This window comes from Aestuariimicrobium sp. Y1814 (assembly GCF_050113895.1).
Classification (GTDB): Bacteria; Actinomycetota; Actinomycetes; order Propionibacteriales; family Propionibacteriaceae; genus Aestuariimicrobium.
Map to the genome: position 1 here is coordinate 91,616 of NZ_JBNJRW010000010.1, position 18,128 is coordinate 109,743.

Annotated in this window: 15 protein-coding genes; 7 read left to right on the forward strand and 8 right to left on the reverse strand. The window is 67.2% G+C overall.

All coding sequences use genetic code 11. The annotated features are described in order from the left end of the window. Positions 1-125: 125 nt before the first annotated feature. Genes ACQE3C_RS12020 through ACQE3C_RS12050 form a run of 7 tightly spaced genes read left to right on the forward strand, consistent with a single transcriptional unit; the run spans position 126 to position 8,528 of the window. Positions 126-1,664, forward strand: a complete 1,539-nt coding sequence (locus tag ACQE3C_RS12020; protein WP_434539420.1) for a polysaccharide biosynthesis tyrosine autokinase — start codon at positions 126-128, stop codon at positions 1,662-1,664. 15 nt (positions 1,665-1,679) lie between these two features. Further along, on the forward strand, positions 1,680-2,891 hold the full coding sequence (locus ACQE3C_RS12025; RefSeq protein ID WP_434539421.1) for a zinc ABC transporter permease: 1,212 nt from the start codon (positions 1,680-1,682) through the stop codon (positions 2,889-2,891). Continuing rightward, the gene (locus tag ACQE3C_RS12030) at positions 2,888-3,937 is read left to right on the forward strand and encodes an NAD-dependent epimerase/dehydratase family protein (RefSeq protein WP_434539422.1); all 1,050 of its coding nucleotides are present in this window, start codon (positions 2,888-2,890) and stop codon (positions 3,935-3,937) included. The genes ACQE3C_RS12025 and ACQE3C_RS12030 overlap by 4 nt, the downstream gene beginning before the upstream one ends. 17 nt (positions 3,938-3,954) lie before the next feature. Further along, positions 3,955-4,956 (forward strand): hypothetical protein, encoded by a 1,002-nt coding sequence (locus tag ACQE3C_RS12035; RefSeq protein ID WP_434539423.1) that lies wholly within the window; start codon positions 3,955-3,957, stop codon positions 4,954-4,956. Next, positions 4,949-6,772 (forward strand): ABC transporter ATP-binding protein, encoded by a 1,824-nt coding sequence (locus ACQE3C_RS12040; protein WP_434539424.1) that lies wholly within the window; start codon positions 4,949-4,951, stop codon positions 6,770-6,772. Before ACQE3C_RS12035 ends, ACQE3C_RS12040 begins: the two co-directional genes overlap by 8 nt. A 5-nt stretch (positions 6,773-6,777) precedes the next feature. Beyond that, the gene (locus ACQE3C_RS12045) at positions 6,778-7,692 is read left to right on the forward strand and encodes a glycosyltransferase family 2 protein (protein WP_434539425.1); all 915 of its coding nucleotides are present in this window, start codon (positions 6,778-6,780) and stop codon (positions 7,690-7,692) included. After that, the gene (locus tag ACQE3C_RS12050; RefSeq protein WP_434539426.1) at positions 7,689-8,528 is read left to right on the forward strand and encodes an alpha-1,2-fucosyltransferase; all 840 of its coding nucleotides are present in this window, start codon (positions 7,689-7,691) and stop codon (positions 8,526-8,528) included. Before ACQE3C_RS12045 ends, ACQE3C_RS12050 begins: the two co-directional genes overlap by 4 nt. 245 nt (positions 8,529-8,773) lie before the next feature. Here ACQE3C_RS12050 and ACQE3C_RS12055 read toward each other — a convergent pair whose 3' ends face one another. Genes ACQE3C_RS12055 through ACQE3C_RS12090 form a run of 8 tightly spaced genes read right to left on the reverse strand, consistent with a single transcriptional unit; the run spans position 8,774 to position 18,123 of the window. Then, entirely contained in the window at positions 8,774-9,697 is a 924-nt protein-coding gene (locus ACQE3C_RS12055; protein WP_434539427.1) for a glycosyltransferase family 2 protein, read from the reverse strand. Next, positions 9,694-10,632, reverse strand: coding sequence for a glycosyltransferase family 2 protein (locus tag ACQE3C_RS12060; RefSeq protein ID WP_434539457.1), 939 nt, complete (start codon positions 10,630-10,632; stop codon positions 9,694-9,696). Before ACQE3C_RS12060 ends, ACQE3C_RS12055 begins: the two co-directional genes overlap by 4 nt. Next, on the reverse strand, positions 10,632-11,744 hold the full coding sequence (locus ACQE3C_RS12065; protein ID WP_434539428.1) for a glycosyltransferase: 1,113 nt from the start codon (positions 11,742-11,744) through the stop codon (positions 10,632-10,634). The genes ACQE3C_RS12060 and ACQE3C_RS12065 overlap by 1 nt, the downstream gene beginning before the upstream one ends. Next, the gene (locus tag ACQE3C_RS12070) at positions 11,741-12,622 is read right to left on the reverse strand and encodes a glycosyltransferase family 2 protein (protein ID WP_434539429.1); all 882 of its coding nucleotides are present in this window, start codon (positions 12,620-12,622) and stop codon (positions 11,741-11,743) included. Before ACQE3C_RS12070 ends, ACQE3C_RS12065 begins: the two co-directional genes overlap by 4 nt. A 35-nt stretch (positions 12,623-12,657) precedes the next feature. Further along, a complete protein-coding gene (locus tag ACQE3C_RS12075) occupies positions 12,658-13,641 on the reverse strand; it encodes a glycosyltransferase family 4 protein (protein ID WP_434539430.1) in 984 nt (327 codons plus the stop codon). Continuing rightward, entirely contained in the window at positions 13,638-14,723 is a 1,086-nt protein-coding gene (locus ACQE3C_RS12080) for a glycosyltransferase family 4 protein (RefSeq protein ID WP_434539431.1), read from the reverse strand. Before ACQE3C_RS12080 ends, ACQE3C_RS12075 begins: the two co-directional genes overlap by 4 nt. Then, positions 14,723-16,966, reverse strand: coding sequence for an N-acetylneuraminate synthase family protein (locus tag ACQE3C_RS12085; protein ID WP_434539432.1), 2,244 nt, complete (start codon positions 16,964-16,966; stop codon positions 14,723-14,725). Before ACQE3C_RS12085 ends, ACQE3C_RS12080 begins: the two co-directional genes overlap by 1 nt. Next, positions 16,963-18,123, reverse strand: coding sequence for a glycosyltransferase family 2 protein (locus tag ACQE3C_RS12090; RefSeq protein WP_434539433.1), 1,161 nt, complete (start codon positions 18,121-18,123; stop codon positions 16,963-16,965). Before ACQE3C_RS12090 ends, ACQE3C_RS12085 begins: the two co-directional genes overlap by 4 nt. Between the last annotated feature and the right edge of the window lie 5 nt (positions 18,124-18,128).

Genomic DNA, 18,128 nt, shown 5'->3' on the forward strand with positions numbered 1-18,128 from the left:
CGCGGGAAGGAGACGCGCTGTCGTGAGAGGGGAGCTGTATGGCATTATCGATCGGGCGAGACGCATTTGTCCACTCCTGATCAGGACGCATTCTCGCCCCAGAATTTCGTTGCGAGAGGTACCCCATGACGCTGCTCGACCTTGCGCGTTTGCTGCGCAAGAACATCGGCATCCTGCTGCTGTGCACGGTGCTCGGGGCGGGGGCAGCGCTGGCCTGGACCTGGACTCGTCCCGAGGTGTACCGGGCCAGCGCTGTCGGCCTGGTGGTCGCCGGCGACACCAGCAGCGTGGCCAACGCGACGATGGGTGACCAGTTCGCTCGCGCCCGCGCGGACGCCTATGTGAACCTGATCGGCACCCGTGCGGTGGGGGAAAGGGTGCAGGCGGACCTGGGTGCGCAGGGCATCCCCGTGGGTAGCTACTCGGCCTCCACCTCGACCGGAACCACCTTCATCACCGTCAGCGCGTCGGCCGCGACGCCGGAAAGTGCGAGCGCTACCGCGGATGCCGCGCTGCGCGCTTTGACGGCCGAGGCTTTGCGGGTGGAAACCTATGCTCAAACACAGGGCGAGGAACGTCCCACTGAAGAATTGCTGAGATTGACGGCAATCCATATTTTGCCTTATCAGCCAGCAACTCAGCCGACCACACCGGATCGTCCCAACCTGGTCCGAAACGTGCTGCTGGGGGCCGCCGCCGGGTTGCTGCTGGGACTGGTCATCAGCGTGGTGCGCCGCCAACTGGACACCAACGTGCGGACTAAGGAGGACGTCGAGGAACTCACTGGCCACGCCGTACTCGGCGTGATCCCCGACTCGGCTCTCGTCCGCAAGCAGCGCTCAGGCAAGCTCGTCACGCAGCCGCTGACCGGGCATGTCGGTGAGGCGATGCGCAAGCTGCGCACCAACCTGCGCTTCGTGCACGTCGATGACCCGGTGCGCACGTTGGTCGTGACCAGCGCCAACCCCAGTGAGGGCAAGTCGAGCATTGCGGCGAACCTGGCCAAGCTGGTCGCCCTGTCAGGTCAGAGCGTAGTCCTGGTCGACTGTGACCTGCGGCGTCCCTCCCAGGCCACGATCTTCGGGGTGGATTCCTCCCTGGGGTTGTCCCAGGTGCTCGCGGGCGACCTCCCCGTGGGGGAGGCCATGATCCAGACCGAGGTGCCGGGCCTGCGGCTGCTGCCCGCCGGGCGGGTGCCACCCAATCCCAGCGAGTTGGCCGGCTCGCGCAAGATGGCTGACCTGGTTGAGCAGTTGAGCAGGGATTCCATGGTGATCATCGACTCACCCCCCATGCTGGCGGTGACGGACGCTGCGCTGCTTGCGGCGGCGAGCGACGGAGCCATCTTCGTGGCAGTGGCCGGCAAGACCCCGAAGGACCAGGTCAGGGTCTGTGCGGACCAGTTGGAAATGGTCGGTGCCGGGCTGCTGGGCACCGTGCTCAACCGGGTGCCGAAGCGGTCGCTGGGGGACGCGACCTACGGTTACGGCCGCACGTACTACTCCTCTCGCAATGAGGTCTACTACTCCTCGGCCAAGCAGTCCGGGCCCGAGTCAGAAGTCGTCCTGCCCGGTGCTCCGGCGGGGCCGGGGGTGGCCTCGGAGTTCGAATCGCTGACGAGCAGCGCCCAAGCCCCTCGGGCCCGCCGCGGCGTGAGGGACTGAGCTCGGGTGAACGGGGTGACGGCCCCCGAGAAACTGCTGCTGGAAGGCCCCGGGTCGACCAGCAGCGGCACCCCCAGCGGGCTGTCAGGGCAGCTGGCCGGGCTGGTGGCGCTCGACTTCGTGCTGGGATTCGCCCTGCTGTGGGACCGCTACCCCCTGCCCGTCGTGGCACAACCCACCGGCATCGCTGTCGTCGGCCTGCTGATCCTGCTGGGTGCTCTGCGCCGCCCGACGCATCAACTGCGTCACCGGGGGCTGATGGTGGCACTGTTCGCGGTCATGATGGTCGCCGTCATCGTGGTGACCCAGCTCAACGCATTGGACTGGGTCCAGCGGTCCACCAAGATGGTGCTGCTGTTCGTGTTCGCGCTGACCATAGCCGTGGGCAGGGTGCACCTGCGCTCGCTGTTGGCCGGCCTCACCGTCGGGCTGCTCGCCAACGTCGGTCTCTTCTATGCCGGGCTGACGTCGAATGCCTACCCGCCCTACTTGACGGGCTTTCTGGGCGACAAGAACGTCGCCGGGTTGATGTACGCCGTGGTCCTGGTGGCTGGGTTGGCGTTGTACCGGCGGTGGCAGTCGCAGCTGGTCCATGTGGTGGTGCTGGCCGTGCCGCTGGTGTTGACCGGTTCGCGCACCTCGATGGCAGCCGCCGTCGCCGGGCTGGTCTGGGTGCTGCTGCGCAACCGGCTGCCATTGCTGTGGAGGTTCGCACTGGTCGGCACGCTCATCTGGCTGCTGGGCGTGGTCGAGCGGCAGTTCGCCCGGATGGGGTTGTTCGCAGATCGGGGGGAGACCGACTGGTTCCGCGAGCAGATCCGCATCGCGACGGAACTGAAGGTCGCCAACGCCCCCTGGTACGGGGAGGGGCTGACCACGGCATGGGTCCTGTTGGGCGGGACCCGATTCATGTGGTTCCACGACTCCTATGCGGCGATGCGCATCGAGGGTGGCTGGATCATGATCGCCATCATGGGTGTGCTGATCCTGGTGCTCGGGCTCGGGCTGCTGCAGCCGGGCAGGGTGGGGCAGCCACTGCTGTTCGCCGAAGGCGCCATCGTCGTGGTTCTCGTCTGCGCCTGGCAGTTGGGCGAGGTCTTCTTCACCACCCCGGCGTTCCTCGTGCTGGGGATGGCCTGGCGGCTGAGGTGGGGAGTCCCGCTCGAGTCCCCACAGAATCTGCCGGGCGACCTGGTGCCGGAACGCTCGGGGGTGTCAGTGGCGTGAGGATCCTGATCACCGGCGGCTGCGGGTTCATCGGCCAGCACCTGGCCGCACTGTTGTCCGCCGACCACGACCTGGTCGCCCTGGACCTGCTCACCGACCAGGTGCACCTGGACCCCGAGGTGGCTCGGCAGCGCTTCCCCGGCGAGGTGGTGGTCGGTGACGTGGCCGATGCCGACATCTGGGCCGGGCTCCCGACGGTGGACGCCGTGGTTCACCTTGCGGCGGAGACCGGCACGGCCCAGTCCATGTACGAACAGGACCGGTACCGTCGCGTCAACATTGAGGGCACCCGGCTGGCCGGCCTGGCAGCCTCCCGGTGGGGTGCATCGCTGGTGTCGCTGAGTTCGCGTGCTGTCTACGGCGAGGGTCGTTATCGGACGAGCTTCGGTGAGGTGACCTTCGGCGCCCGAGACAGCGCTGATGCGGTGCCCGAGGCATCCCGGGAGGACGACCGGTTGGTGCCAGTGTCGGTGTACGGCCAGACCAAGGTCGACGCCGAACTGGCGCTGGCGCAGGTCGCGAATGGTGTCCCGGTGACCATCCTGCGGCCACAGAACGTGGTCGGACATGGCCAAGCCCTGCACAACCCCTATACCGGGGTGCTCGCGGCCTTCCTGGCCCGGCTGCGAGAGGGGAAACCGCTGCAGATCTACGGTGACGGCCATGAAACCCGCGACTTTGTGCACGTCAGTGATGTCGCCGCAGTGATCGCCTGGGCGCTCGGGCGCACCGCGACAGGGGAACCCCTGGTGCTCAACGTCGGCACCGGCACCCGCACCACGCTCGTCGACATCGCCACCCATGCCATCGCGGCCGCACCCCACGGCGGCAGCTTTGAACACGTCGAGGTCAAGCGTGCCGGCGACATCGAGCATGCCTGTGCAGATCTGTCTCGGCTGCGATCGGTCGGTGCACCCGAGCCGAAGACCTCGAGCGCTGACGCGATCGCTGACTTCATCACCAGGTCGTGGGCCGCGCCCGGCGCGGATTCGTCCGTGTGGGACGACGCCCTCGACCAACTGCGCCGAAGGGGGCTCACCCGATGACGGCGCAGGTCTGGTGCGTGACCCCCGCCTCTTCCGGCGGCTGGGGCCCCGTGACGGCGCTGGCCCATCTGGTCGCACGGTTGTGGGAGGCTCAGCTGGTGGAGGTGCACCCCACCAAGGACTACTCCTTGCCCAGGAAGCTTGCTTCGATGCTGCCCAGGCTGCGGGGTCGACGGGGGCCGCTGCTGGTGATCGCCGCCCACCCCGGTGACCTGCTGGCACTGGCCGACGCCCGCGTGCTGCTCGGCCGGTTCGACCAGGTCGGCGCCTGGGTGATCGACTCGTTCTGGGACGAGCGCATCCCACGATTCGCACGGGAACGACGCACGATCGACCGGGTCTGGGTGACCGATGCCGAGCTCGTGGAACGCTACGCCACGGCGATGCGAGTGCCCGTCGGGTGGGCGCCATGGGGCTCGGACGCCCTCGGCTGGCCGGGGTCGTCCGCCCGTGACGTCGACGTGCTGCGGCTGGGGCGACAACCAGCGGCCTGGAACGACAATGAGGCCAACCGGGCACTCTTCGCTGAACGCGGGCTGAGCTACCAGGGCAGCTTCCCCGGTAGTCAGACCGACGGGCTGGCGAACCAACGAGAGGTCATCCGTCAGCTGTCGCGTGCCAAGGTCGTCCTGGCTTCCAGCAATCTCGCGAGCCCCGCCGACTACACCCATCGCACCCGTGACTACATCACCGCCAGGTTCACCGACGCGGTGACGTGCGGCGTGCGCATTGCTGGCCAGTTCCCACAGGTTCGGGCGGCATCCCTCATTCCGGAGGCCGCCCGGGTCGAGGTTGACGTCAGCACACGCGAGGCAGGCATCGAGGCCATCGCGGCGGCCGTCGGCGGGTGGACTGAAAGCGCCTCGCTGAGTCTGCATGCGCACGCGCTGGCTGCGCTTGACTGGCGCCACCGGGTGCGTGAGATCTCGGAGGAACTGGGAGTGGAGACTCCCACGCTCACCCAGGAACTCAGCCAACTCAACGCGGCCATCGTCGAAGCGGGGGTGCCGCGTGACTGAGAACATCCGGTTCCTGTTCGGGACCTTCACGAGCGCTGAGCGCTGGAAGCTTGTGGGGTTCACTGCTGCCCAGTTCCTGTTGGCTCTGTTCGACCTGGTTGGCCTTGCCGCGGTGCTCCCGCTCATGCAGGTCATGCTCGGGGCTGACATGCACGAGGGCTACATCGGAGTCATCTACCGATTGCTGCCCGGTGAGCCCTCCCGCACTGCATTTGTCCTCATCATGGCTGGGCTCATGGTCATCGCCTTCACCTTGAAGGCCATCGCCAGCCTGGTGCTGCAGTGGGGCAGCAGTGGTCTGATCGTGCGACTGCAGATCCGTACTTCCACGCGACTGCTCGACGCCTATTTGTCGGAAGACTATGTTGCACACCGACGCCGAACGACTGCCGAGCTCCTTCGCACCATTGATGTTGCCGTGGCCGATGCACACAGCAAGGTGCTGGGGGGGCTTTTGGCCCTCGTGTCCTCTGCGCTCTCAATCGCGCTCATCCTGGGACTGCTGGTGTCGATTACGCCTGCGGTGACGCTCATGGCGCTCGCCTACTTCGGTGTCGCCGTGTATGTGATCCAACGGGTGCTGGCGCGCCGCAATGTCAGGGCAGGGGAAGAGGCGGTGATGTCAGCCTGGGCCAAGAGCTTGGCGCTGGTCAATGCCATCAGCGGCTTCCGCGAGGTGCGCATGCACGATGCCAAGGACGAGTTCCTCTCCCGGTTCCGTGAGGCCAGCGAAGTGAACGCCCAGGCAGGGCGACGTGCTCAGATCTACGGAAGCATCCCCAGAAACGTTCTGGAACTGGCCAGCATTTCTGGTATTGCCCTCATCCTGGCTGTCGTCCTGCTGTTCTACGACCCGTCCGAAATGGTGCCGACCTTGACTGTCTTCGTGGCGGCGACGGTGCGGCTGCTACCGGTGATGGGCAGTCTGACTTCCACCCTTGGCTCGGTCCGCAGTGGGAAGGCCGGTCTGGAGCTGGTCGTCACGGAACTCAAGCGACTTCCGGCCGAGGGGAGCCGCACAGCAGGGTCCCTCCAGTCCGCCAGTGGATCGCGGCCGGCACCGCTGGAGGTCGCCGGGGTTTCTTTCCGCTACCCGGACGGCAAGCACGACGTCTTGGAGGACATCACCCTGTCCATCCCGGCAGGCACTTCCTTGGCACTGTGCGGATCCAGCGGTTCGGGCAAGACGACCTTGGTCGACATCATGCTGGGACTCATCCCGATCGAGCGGGGCACAGTGACTTACGGCGGCACGTCGATCAGTGAACTGGACGCCGCCTGGCGAGCGCAGGTGGCCTACGTTCCCCAGGATGTGTTCGTCATCCACGACTCCTTGGCTGCCAACGTGGCATTCGGAGAACCACCCCACGAGTGGGACGAGGCACGAATCCTGGACTGCCTGGATCGTGCTCGCCTGGGGGATGTCGTTGCCGACCTGCCCGATGGGCTGGACTCCCTGCTGGGAGAACGGGGGTCCCGACTGTCCGGCGGACAGCGGCAACGCATCGGTATCGCCAGGGCCCTGTACCGGCGTCCGAGCGTCATCGTGCTGGACGAAGCGACTTCGGCCCTGGACAACGAGACAGAGGACCAGATCTCGCGGACGCTGCGTGACTTCGCTGGTGAGATCACCACAGTCATTGTCGCCCACCGGCTCTCGACCGTGCGGCACGTTGACCAGCTGGTGTTCCTGGAAGATGGTCGGGTAACCGGGCGCGGTACCTTCTCAGAAGTGCGCCAGCAGTCCTCCGCGTTCGCGCGAATGGTCGAGCTGGGGCGTCTTGATGACGAGGCTTCCGCAGAGGCGCAAGGATGAGCCCCATGGCAGCACCGGCGTTGAGCGTGGTGATTCCCCATTACGGTGATCCCGAGCCGACAGCGCTGCTCATCGAACAACTCAAGGCCCAGAAGCACGCTGGACCCCTGCAGGTCATCATCGCGGATGACTGCTCACCAGAACCATTTCCACCCGGGGATGGCTATGAGGTGGTGCGACGCGACACCAACGGCGGGTTTGGTTCCGCGGTGAACACCGGTGTTGCCGTCGCGCGTCACCCGATGGTCATGGTGTTGAACAGTGACGTCGAACTGTCCGCCACATTCGTGTCGGAGTTGCTGGCCCATGCCGGACAGCACCCCCCTTCGCTGCTCGGACCGCGGGTGGTCGAGGCGGGAGTCCCGAAGGTGAGCGCATGGCGATGGCCACGGGTGCTCGGGATCGTAGCGGAGTGGCTGCAACCCCTGGCGCGGTGGCACGGGGCCGCGTGGTTGGACCGGTTCTGGGGTGCCGACCTGCGAGCCCACAATGCGGCAGCAGACACGAAGGTGGAGTGGCTGGTGGGAGTCTGCCTGCTCCTCCCGACCAGTGCCTTCCGACAGGTTGGTGGGTTCGACGAACGTTTCTTCATGAACTGCGAAGAGATTGACCTGCAGCGACGGCTGGCGTCAGCCGGGGTGCATTCGATCTATGTCCCCGGAGTGGAGCTGAGACACGCGGGGGGCGGTTCATCCGACCCAAGCCGCAAATCTGGTTGGTTGGTCGATGCCCGGTTCAAGTACCACGCCAAGTGGGGCGGTGCTGCGGGGCTGCTGGTTGGCCTCACCGCGGCCAGTGTTGTCAATCTGGGCTACAACGCGGGGCGCCGCGTCCTCGGTAAGGAAGTTCACCCCCTCCGTAGCTTCCGGCGAGAACTCGCGCTCGTTCTGCACGGGTGGAATGCAAGGAGTGCCCCGTGAAAGGCTGGCTGCGACGTCTTGCGACTGCCCCGCTGGATCGAGTGCGGGCGCGCAGCCACCGCATGGTGCATTTGGTGCCCCCCAGCGGCGTGGGAATCGGGAACATCCTCTACATCCTTTTGGAGGCACACCGGGTCCGCCTGGATGGGAGGGAAGGACTCGCTACAAGAACGGCGGCGCTGGAACCTTGGCTCGACGTCTTCCCCGGGCTTGCCGAGCTCGTGATCGGTCGGCGCGAGATGCGGCTCACGGATGCACGTCGCCACGGATGGTTCCAGCAGTTCGAGTCGTTCGAGTCAGTCTTGGACTCGTTCATCCAGGAGCGCATGCTCACAGCACCCCAGTGGCCGGGGGTCGCGCATGACGTCGGTACCGTGACGGTCAACGTGCGTCGCGGCGACTACTACGCGGTCCGCGAGTTTCGCGAACTCTACGGATTCAACATCGCCGAGTATGTGCGCTTGGCGCTGGCGGGGTCAGCGGCACAGGCGCCGATTACCTCCGTTCGGGTGGTGTCTGACGACATTGATTGGTGCAAGCAACACCTGGGATTCGTGAAGGAGTACGGCCACCCCATGTGGCAGTCCCCTGGGGACGGCCCGGTGCAGAACCTGCTTGACCTGGCGCGGTCCCGACGGCTCGTCCTTGCCAACTCAACGTTCTCGTACTGGGGTGGGTACATGAGCAGTGTGGCCCACGGCGACAACCATGAGCTCATCTGGGCGCCGGGCTTCCACACCCGCACGTACGGGGACGAGGTTGTGGCATGGCAGCTGGACCCACGCTGGACCATCGTGAATCAGATCCCCGGTGGCTGGGGCGAGCCTGACGAGTAGTGGGCGGTCGACCCAGGTGTCCAGCCCGAGTATGAGGTCAGCATCCCGGATGGCTGTATGCAGGCCGGCGACCCACCCGGGCCCGACGATGTCGTCAGCGTCGCAAACAGCACAAGGTCACTGGCCGCCTCTTCAACCCCGACATTGCGGGCGTGGCTTTGCCCGCGTGCCTGGTCGGCGCCACTGCTCAGCGAGTATGGCGTCGTTCTTGTAGAAGGCGATCACCACGCTGGCCTCGGGTGCGGTCATGGGGACGCCGTCCTCCCTGCGGTGAACCCCGCTGCCGAGGCAGCCTCGACACAGAGAGCCACCAGCTTGCGGCCCACAGGTCGAGGGAGCACAGGCAACGCGGCATCAACCAGCCAGGTGGACACCGTGAGTGTCGCAGGCGTCAACACCCGGCTCCATCCCCGGACGAGCCGGTTCCAGGCCGAATCGGCTGGTGGCAGCGCCACGCCGCTCGAACCCACCCCGTGGAACGACTCGAACCGCGCCCGCGCGCTCCCGGAGTCCCAGGCCCTGCGGGCCCTGATGCGAGTGGTCACCGACGCCATGTGGTGGCGCACATTCGCGCCTTCCTCCAGCACAATCGGCACACCCTGTTGGGCGAGCCGGTAGCCGAAGTCAAGGTCCTCCCAGCCGTAGCCCCGGTAGCGGTCGTCGTACCCACCCACCGCGTCGAAATCGGCGCGCGTGCACGAGACGTTGCCGCCCCACAGACGCCACCGCTCGCCCGCGGGTGTCAAGCGAGCGCCAGCCCGGCCGGACTCGTCAGCCCAGGCACCGTAGACACGCATGTAGACGTTGTCGGGGGCGACGTTGAGCGGCAACCCCACGACACCCACCCGGCCGGTCTCGTGCCGCGCCACGTGGGCCGCAACGTGACCGGGTGACAGCTCGAAGTCGTCGTCGGCCCGAATGAGCACGTCACCCGTGGCAGCTGCGAACCCCGTGTTCAGGGCGGTGACGCGCCCGCGGTTCTCGGGCAGCACGATGCAGCGCACCGGCAGGTGGGCGTAGCCGGCTACCACCGCCTCGGAGTTGTCGATGTCGCCGTCGATGACGACGATGGCCTCCCAGTCGGCATGAGTCTGGGCGGCAAGTGAGTTCAGCAGCAGCGGCAGCCGGGAGGCGCCGCCGCGGGAGGGGATCACCACGGAGGCCTTCACCTGCCGGGCACCTCCTCGACATGCGGTACCGGGTGGTCCGCACTGACGTGGATGGGATCGCGTTCATACCTGCCGCGCAGCAACTCGAGTTCTGCGACCACATGCGCCCAGCGGGTCACCACGTAGCGTGCCTTGGCGCGCGCCCCGGGCAGACCCCCGCCGCGCAACGCCCTCGGGGTGTACAGCAGAGCCTTGGCCGCAGCCTTCCAGCCGATGCGTTCAGCGAACCGTTGTGGGTGGCGGTGCCACATGATGGTCTCGGCCTTGCCCGACAGGTAGACCTTGCGCAGCACACGGCGCAGACCGGTCGTGCGGCGGAACCACAGCAACATGTCTTCATCACCGACGAACGTGAGCCCCGCCTCGTTGGCACGCAGCGCGAACTCGCTGTCATCGCAACCGTAGGGTGGCAGCGACTCATCGAAGCCGCCGACGGCGAAGTAGGCATCGCGGTCGACAGCGAAGTTGCAGCCGATGAACAAGAACGCCTGCCACCCCCGAATGAGGCCGCCCGGGTTGATCTTGGGCGCCTCCGGGTCCTGCACCGGCTGCTGCAGTTCGCGATTGAGGCCTGCGATCACCTGGCCATCGGCCGAGGCGGCGACAGCGGCGCCGAGCCATCCCGGGCTGGCGAGGTCGTCGCAGTCGCAGAACACCAACAGCTTCCCCCGAGCGGCGAGCGCGCCGGAGTTGCGGGCGTGGCAGATGCCGGCGCGGGCAGTGGCGTCGGCGATGCGCACCGGCACATCGGTGTGCCGGGCGAACTCGCGGACGATGTCGTTGGTGGAGTCCGTCGAGCCATTGTCAGCGATGACAATCTCCCAAGTGCCGGTGAAGTCCTGGGCAGCCAGCGCGTCGAGCTGGCCACGAATCCATTCCGCCCCGTTGCGCACCGGCATGATGACCGAGGCATCGAAGGTGCCCTGCTCGGTCATCACCGGCTGCCTCCTGCGATCTGGTCGACGATGCCTCGAATACTGGCAGCGAATGCCTCAGGTGTGAAGCGCTGGGCGTGCTGCAGCGTGCGGCCGCGGTCGATCGGGTTCTCGGTGAGGTGACGCACTGCAGCGGCGATGTCATCGGCGGTGGGCGCGTCGAAGAACCAGCCGCTCGTGCCGTCGACCACTGTGTCGAGGTAGCCGCCGGCACGCAGTGCCAATGCCGGCACGCCGAAGCTGAACCCCTCGACCGGTGTGAGGCCGAAGTCCTCGTGACTAGGAGCGATGACGGCCGTGGCGCCGGCATAGGCGGTGCGCAACTGGGCGTCAGTGATTCCCTGGGCCAGCCGCACATTCGGTGGAAGTTCGGCCATGAGTTGGTCGCGCAGCGGACCGCTGCCGACCACCAGCAGGCGTTCGTCCGGGAGCTGTCTGAAAGCATCAACCGCGGTGGCGACGTTCTTGTACGGAAGCAGCCGACTGACGAGCAGGTGGTAACCCTCCCAGCCGTGGAGGGTTGGAAGCGGCTCGCGGGGGCCGCCGGGGTCGAGGGCCGCCGGGGGGTGCACGACGCTGGCATCGATGCCGTAGATGTCCTTGATGCGGCGCTGCACAAGCGTCGAGTTGCACAGGTAGGTCGCGGCCTGCCGGGCGGCGCGCTGGTCCCAGCGCACCAGCCAGGGGCGCAAAGCCTGCAGCGCCCAGCCGGCTGGGGTACGCCACCACTTGGCGCCCAGGTACTCCTCGACGAGGTACAGGAACCTGGCCGGGGAATGGCAGTACACCACCTTCGGGGCGTCGGCCCGGATGCCGTGGGCGAAGCCCGTCGTCGAGACCACGACCACCTCCGTGCGGGGGTCGAGGTGAGCGCTGCCGAACACAGCACCGAAGAACGGCAGCGCGAACCGGAACTTCCGGCGGAACAGGCCTACTCGGTTCAGGGGTGAGGTCAACACCCGCACCCCGCGGAACTCGGGATACGTCAGCTCGGGCTCGTACAGCGAGGTGTACAGGTCGGCGTCGGGGAAGACTGATGTGAGCACCAGGGCGACCCGTTCGGCGCCGCCACGCTGGGTCAGGTAGTCGTGGGCGAGAGTGACGCGGGTCATGCGGCGCTCCCCAGGTCCCTGATCAGGCGCGGCATCCTGGGAACTCGACCAAGGCGCACATCGATCAGGCCGACCAGCCTGCCCCACCGGGTCACCGCCTGACGGGCGAATTGCTTTGGTGCTCGGGGGGCGCCCGCCACCCCCGGCAGCAGTGCAAGCAGGTGTCGTAGTGCTGTGCGTATCCTTGGGTCCTGCCCCATCTGGGGGAATCTGGTCCAGAGCACTGCCTCAGCCTTGGCTGAGAGGTACACCTTGCGCATCAAACCCGAGGCGTCAGCAGTCTTGCGGAAGTACATGACCATGTCGCCGGACCCCTCCACCTGGAGGCCTGCCCCTGACGTTCGGAGGGCGAACTCTGTGTCGTCGAAGCCATATCGTGGGAGGGACTCGTCGAAGCCCCCCAATCGAAGGTAGTCAGCCCTCGTGAGTGCGAAGTTGCAGCCGACGAATGTCCTGGTCGTGGTGGTTTCGAGGTAACCAGCTGGGTTGATGATGGGTGAGTCAGGGTCATGCGGGTCCCTCAGCTCGCGATTCACCCCCGCGGTCAGCGCCCCGGGGCGCACTGATGTTGTCACTCCGCGTACCCAGCCCGGGTCGGCTTGGTCATCACAGTCGCAGAAGGCCACCACAGTGCCGCGCGCGGCAAGCACCCCGGCATTGCGGGCATGAGAGATCCCGCGCTGCCTGGTCGCGTCGGCTACTCGTACCGGCATGGGTGCCGTTTTGGTGAAATCGTCCACGATGGCCCGCGTGGTATCGGTCGAACCGTTGTCGCTGACCACCAGCTCCCACACACCGGCATAGTCCTGCGCTGCAAGCGAGTCCAGCTGCTGCCGAATCGTCCGTTCGCCGTTCAGCACAGGCATCACCACGCTCACGTGGACGTCGGTTGGTGCTCGCGGAGTTACGTGAGTCATGCCGTGCTACCAAGAGCGTCCACAACAGCAGTCCCGACCCGGTCCCAGCTGAACTCTGCTGCTCGCTTCGGTCCAGCCTCGATGAGCAGGGTGCGTACCTCGTCATCGCCGATCGCCTTCTCGATGCCATCCCGGATCGAGGTGACGTCATCGGGGTCGATACCGACCCCGGCACCCTGCACCACCTCGGCCAGCGCGGTCGTGGTCGAGGCCACCACCGGCACCCCGCAGGCCATCCCCTCCAATGCCGGCAGGCCGAACCCCTCATACAGCGATGCGATCACCACTGCCGTCGCGCCGCGATAGAAGGCGGGCAGGTCCTTCTCGGGAATGCTGGACAAGAAGTGCAGGCGATCATCGCAGCCGAGTTGGCGCGCCAGGGCGATCAACGCTGTGTCGGGCGCGCTGGAGCACACCAGGTGGATGTCCGGCACCCCGGCGAGCGCCTGCAGCACGCGGGGCAGGTTCTTGTGCGGTTTGGTGTTGCCGACGTGCAGCAGGTAGGGCCAGGGGCCCTGCTTGCGGGCGCCGTCGGGGCTGAAACTCGCGTCGACCCCGTTGCCGACCACCGTGATCCGGTCGGGGTCAACCCCTGCCCAGTCGGCGATTCGCCGCTGCGAGAACCGGGAAACGGTCAGCACCGTGCCCGGCCGCCGAATGGCCCGCCGGACGACCTGGTCGTAGTAGCCCGTCTTCACCGCCGAGGCCTCGGCAGGCACGTCCAGGTGGATCAGGTCGTGCACGGTGAAAGCATGCGGCCCACCCCAACTGAGGCAGGGGGTGTAGCCGGGGGAGAAGTAGGTGTAGCCGCGGCCCCCGAACCGATGTGGCAGCAACTCCGACTCGACCAGGCCCCGCGCCGAGACCGGGTGGGAGCCGGTCACGTCGGCCACGGGGCCGACCAGCCGTTTGCGTACCTGGCCGGCGAACCGGCCGATCCCGTGGGGGCCGGCCCAGCGCGCGTCGAAGACGATGCTCATCGCCACCTCCTCGGCCGGGGCACCTGCGCGTACTCACCGACGATCCGGGCAGCCATCCCGGCCACCGTGGGCACCTCGTCGGGCAGCGTGGGGCGCCGGTCGGGGCGCTGTGCCTGTTCCAGCGCCACCCGGACGAAGCCGTCCAGGTCTTCCAGTTCGGCGATGCAATGGGCCGGCAGGATCTCCGGGTTGCCGCCGATCGGGCTGGCAGCCACCCCCATCCCCGCGGCCACCGCATCGAGCAGGGTGTAGGAGCAGTTGTCCGACCGGGAGGGCTGCAGCACCACGTCGTGGTCAGCCATCGCCTGCTCGGCGTTGATGAAGCCGGCGAAGTCGACGTCGGCGGCCACTCCCAGCTCGTCGGCCAGGTGCCGCAGCCCCGCCTCCGACTCACCGGTGCCGCCGATGGTCAATGTGGCCGTGGGCTCAGCAGCACGGATGCGCGCGAACGCCCGCAGGGTCAGCTCGATGTTCTTCTCCGGCGACAGCCTGGCCAGCGACAGGAACCTCAGCCCGGCGCCCCTGACCGGGGCCACCACGGGGCGGTCCACCCCGTTGAGGATGACGGTCACCGGCTGCTGCGGGCGCCAGTAGGTGAGCATGTCGCGCCGGGTGGAGGCGCTGACCGCGATCAGCCGGTCGAACCGCTTCAGCCGGTGGTGGTGCACCGTCTCCTTCGCCTTGGCGCGGGCCAGGGTGGGGTGGAACATGAACCGGTCCGGGGGAATGTGGTGCTCGGTCGAGACCAGCCGCACCGGCAACCCCGGGGTGGCCATCGCGGCGAGCAGGTCGGCCCGGGCCAGGTGGGTGTGCACCACCTGCGGGCGCACCCGGCGCACCAGGCCACGGAAGGCGCGCACGGCCCGGTCGAGGCGGACCCCCGGGCCGATCCCGACCGGCACCACCTCGACCCCGTGCGCACGCACCTCGTCGAGCAGTGGGCCTTCGGGGGCGGCGACCACCAGTGACCAGCCCGGCAGCCCCACCCGGGCCACATCGATCACGTGTCGCGCGACTCCGGCCAGGTTGCTGACCGGCACCACCCACAGCGCGACCGGCTGGTCGGGCGCAGAACGGCGCATCAGAACCACTTCTCCAACCGGTCCAGGGCGGTCCAGAACCCCTCCCCATTGTTGGTGTGGCCCATCCAGATCTCGGGGATGAACGACACCCCGGGGGCCAACTCGTCCAGCTGGCGGGCCAGCAGCGGCCAGTCAACCTCACCCTCACCGATCTGCGGGCCCTCACCGTCGACACCCTCGGCGTCGACGATGTGCAGGTGGTCACTGAGCGGGGCCAGGGCCTCGACATACTCACTGAAGGGGCGCTGGTGGAAGTTTGCGGCCAGCTTCGAGTGGGAGATGTCCAGGGTGAGCCGCTGCCCGTACTGGGTGGCGAACTCGACGGTGTCCTCCAACCCCATGAACAGGTTGTGGAACTGCTGGCCACCCATCAGCCACGGGTAGGGCGGCAGGGTCTGCGCCGTCAGCCGCACCTCTGAGGTGTCCAGCCGTTCGAGGGCCTGCGCGATCCGCGCGTACATCGCGGGCCGGGCCTGTTCGGGGACGAAGTCGTCGGCGGTGAACCCACCCATGGTGGCGATCACGATCGGGGCCTGGTCGACGGTGAACCAGGCCTGCAGGCGCCGGGTGATGTCGATGACTCGTTGGGTTTCCACGATCGAGCGCTGCCAGGTGTCCTCGTCGGGGCTGGCCAGGTCGATGATGAAGTCCCCGGCGTACAGGTCGGGGGTGTGCACCGTGAAGCCGATCGGCAGCCGCCGCTCGAACAGCTCGTCCACGTCGAGCTCGACGTCCTTGTAGGACATGTGGAACTCGATGAAGTCAGGGTTCGACTGGTCGACCAGGTTCTTGTAGTCGTGGTAGCGCACCGGCAGCCCCCACGGCCGGCGGAAGCGGTACTGGCGGCCACGGGTTGCCTCCTCGGCCAGGTCGCCGGGGTAGAAGAAGTCCCCGGCGGCCACCGTGCGCAGGGTCTTGCGCCCGACCAGTTCGTCGAGCCGGTTCGGTTGCAGGCCGCGGCCGGGTGACTTCACCTCGACGTCGGCGCGGGTGATCACCTCACCGACCTCGAGTCGGCGGGTGGAGACCAGCGACTTGGCCAGGTTCACCCGGTTCATCGATTCACCGGTCGAGACCACCCGGGCGTCCCCGCTGCCCAACGCGGTCTCGAGTTCACGGATGCGCTCGACCATCTGCTGGAACTCACCGGGCAGCAGTGAGACCTTGTGATCGTTGCCCTCCAGCGAACGGTCGGTGGTGAAGTGCTTCTCGATGATCCGGGCGCCCAGTGCGACTGCGGCCAGCGGCACGTGGAAGCCCCGTTCGTGGCCCGAGTAGCCGACCGGGGTGCCGGAAATCTCGGCCAGCCGGGTCAGGTAGCGCAGGTTGATGTCCTTGAACGGCGCCGGGTAGGTCGACTGGCAGTGCAGCATCGCGAACGGGGAGCCGGAGTTGCGCAGCAACTCGGCCGACTCCTTGATCTCGGCCTCGGTGCTCATGCCCGTCGAGACGATCAGCGGCAACCCGGTGGCGAACATGTCGGCCAGCAGGGTGTGGTTGGTCATGTCGGCCGAGGCCACCTTCAGGCCCGGCACGCCGTAGTCGGCCAGCACGGTGACGCTGGGGGAGTCCCATGGGGTGCACAGGATGTCCAGGCCGCGGGCGTGGGCGTGGGCGAAGACCTCGACGAGCTGGTCGGCGGGCAGGGAGTACTTGGCCAGCAGGTTGAGGGTGTACTGGGCGCCCAGGTCTTCACCGGCGGTGGCGGCCCCCGACTGCCGGTAGAGGGCATCCATGTCGCGCAGCTGGAACTTCACGATGTCGGCGCCGGCCCCGGCGGCCAGGTCGACCAGTTCCTTGGCGAAACCGACGTCACCCTGGTGGTTGTTGCCGATCTCGGCGATGACCAGGGTCGGGTCGTCCGCCGAGACCCGGTGGCGCCCGATCTGGAAGGCGCGCCGGTCGTTGGAGGCGATGGCCACCACCCGGCCGGCGTCGTCGAGCAGCGGCACATGGGTGATGGCCGGGGTGATCAGTGTGGCGATGGCCTCATGCGGGTCGGTGAGCTTCGCCCGGGTCGCCGAGGTGTTCGCGGCCTGCGCGCAGGGGGCGTCGAGGGCGGGCTCGGTGGTGGTCAGCAGCCACCGCCGGATGTCACCGTCGCTCAGCGAACCAAGCAGGTGGCCGTGCTTGTCGACGACGAAGGCAATGCGTGACTTGTTGTCGTTGATGCGGCGAAGCGCAGCCAGGACGGGCTCATCGCCGAGGATCACGAATGGCGTGACATGGCGGTCGATGATCATGGCTTGCCCCTCTCGTAGGTGGCGTCTGCCGAGTCGTGGGCAGCGCCAGCGGTGAGGGGGGCGGTGGACCAGTCCACGAGCTCATGTCCCGTGGACCAGCGCCACCGCTGCCTGCTCGTCACGACTCGCTTCAGGGTCACCAGGAATGGGCGCAACCCCAGTCGCGGGATGAGGGCCAGGGCGGTGGAGGCGCTGACCAAGGTGGGCTGACCCACGTACTGCGCTCGGAGCAGCTCGTCCAGAATCTGGTGAACTGTTGCCTTGTCGAGCGGGCCGAGGTCAACGCCGTCCAGGGCCTCGCCCATGGCCATCCGGACGCTGGCATTTCCCCACGCAAGCTGGGTCAGGAGACGTTGGTCCTTGTGGGATGACCAGTACAGCCATTCCCCGAACTGGTCAGCCCCGGGCCCGCTCACCACGCGCTCCCGGTGCCTGCTCGCCACCAGACGGTACGCATCGTGGCTTTGCAGGTTTCGGGTGAGCGATCCTCGTCGAATCCGGTAGCGGGTCAGGACCTCGGATGTGAAGAAATGGCGATGCTTGTGAGTAGCCAATCTGCTCCAGAAGTCCCAGTCCTCGGCGGCGTGCAACTCCGGGTCTTGCGGAAAGGCCTGGGCGACGTGGGTGCGTACGGCCGAAGCGGTGTTCGGAATGTGGCAGTCTCGCAACAGCTCAACGAGGAGGCGGGGTCCATTGGCGTCAGGGGCGGCGATCCGTGGCACTATTCCCTCGCCGAAAGTCTCGATCGCGCCAGCGTGGATGTCGACCTCGGGGTGCTCAGCGAAGAGCTCCACGTGGCTTGCCAGTCGGTGGGGCAGGGCAATGTCGTCGCTGTCCATGATCGCGAGCAGGGGGGTGGTGGCCTGTTGGATGATGATGTTCCTGGCCGTTGGGGCGCCGTGGTTCTCGCTGCGGGTGATGGTGCATCGGTCGTCGTCGCCGATGACTCGAAGGGCTTCCTGGATGCTCTCGTCCGTGGAGCCATCGTCGTGCACGTGCAGGATGAAGTCCTGGTGGGTCTGCTCGAGGACGCTGGTGATGGCTTCACCGACGTATTCGGCCACATTGTGCATCGGCATCACGACGGTGATGTCGGCCCGCTTTGCGGCCGCAGAGGCGCGCTTCACATACTCGTAGGGTGGCAAGTTGACGCGCATGCCCT

Bases quoted from the DNA above. Each gene is read 5' to 3' on its own strand.
- ACQE3C_RS12020 (WP_434539420.1), top strand. From the start codon at position 126: ATGACGCTGCTCGACCTTGCGCGTTTGCTGCGCAAGAACATCGGCATC.
- ACQE3C_RS12045 (WP_434539425.1), top strand. From the start codon at position 6,778: ATGGCAGCACCGGCGTTGAGCGTGGTGATTCCCCATTACGGTGATCCC.
- ACQE3C_RS12060 (WP_434539457.1), bottom strand. From the start codon at position 10,632: ATGACCGAGCAGGGCACCTTCGATGCCTCGGTCATCATGCCGGTGCGC.
- ACQE3C_RS12065 (WP_434539428.1), bottom strand. From the start codon at position 11,744: ATGACCCGCGTCACTCTCGCCCACGACTACCTGACCCAGCGTGGCGGC.
- ACQE3C_RS12075 (WP_434539430.1), bottom strand. From the start codon at position 13,641: ATGAGCATCGTCTTCGACGCGCGCTGGGCCGGCCCCCACGGGATCGGC.
- ACQE3C_RS12080 (WP_434539431.1), bottom strand. From the start codon at position 14,723: ATGCGCCGTTCTGCGCCCGACCAGCCGGTCGCGCTGTGGGTGGTGCCG.
- ACQE3C_RS12085 (WP_434539432.1), bottom strand. From the start codon at position 16,966: ATGATCATCGACCGCCATGTCACGCCATTCGTGATCCTCGGCGATGAG.
- ACQE3C_RS12090 (WP_434539433.1), bottom strand. From the start codon at position 18,123: ATGCGCGTCAACTTGCCACCCTACGAGTATGTGAAGCGCGCCTCTGCG.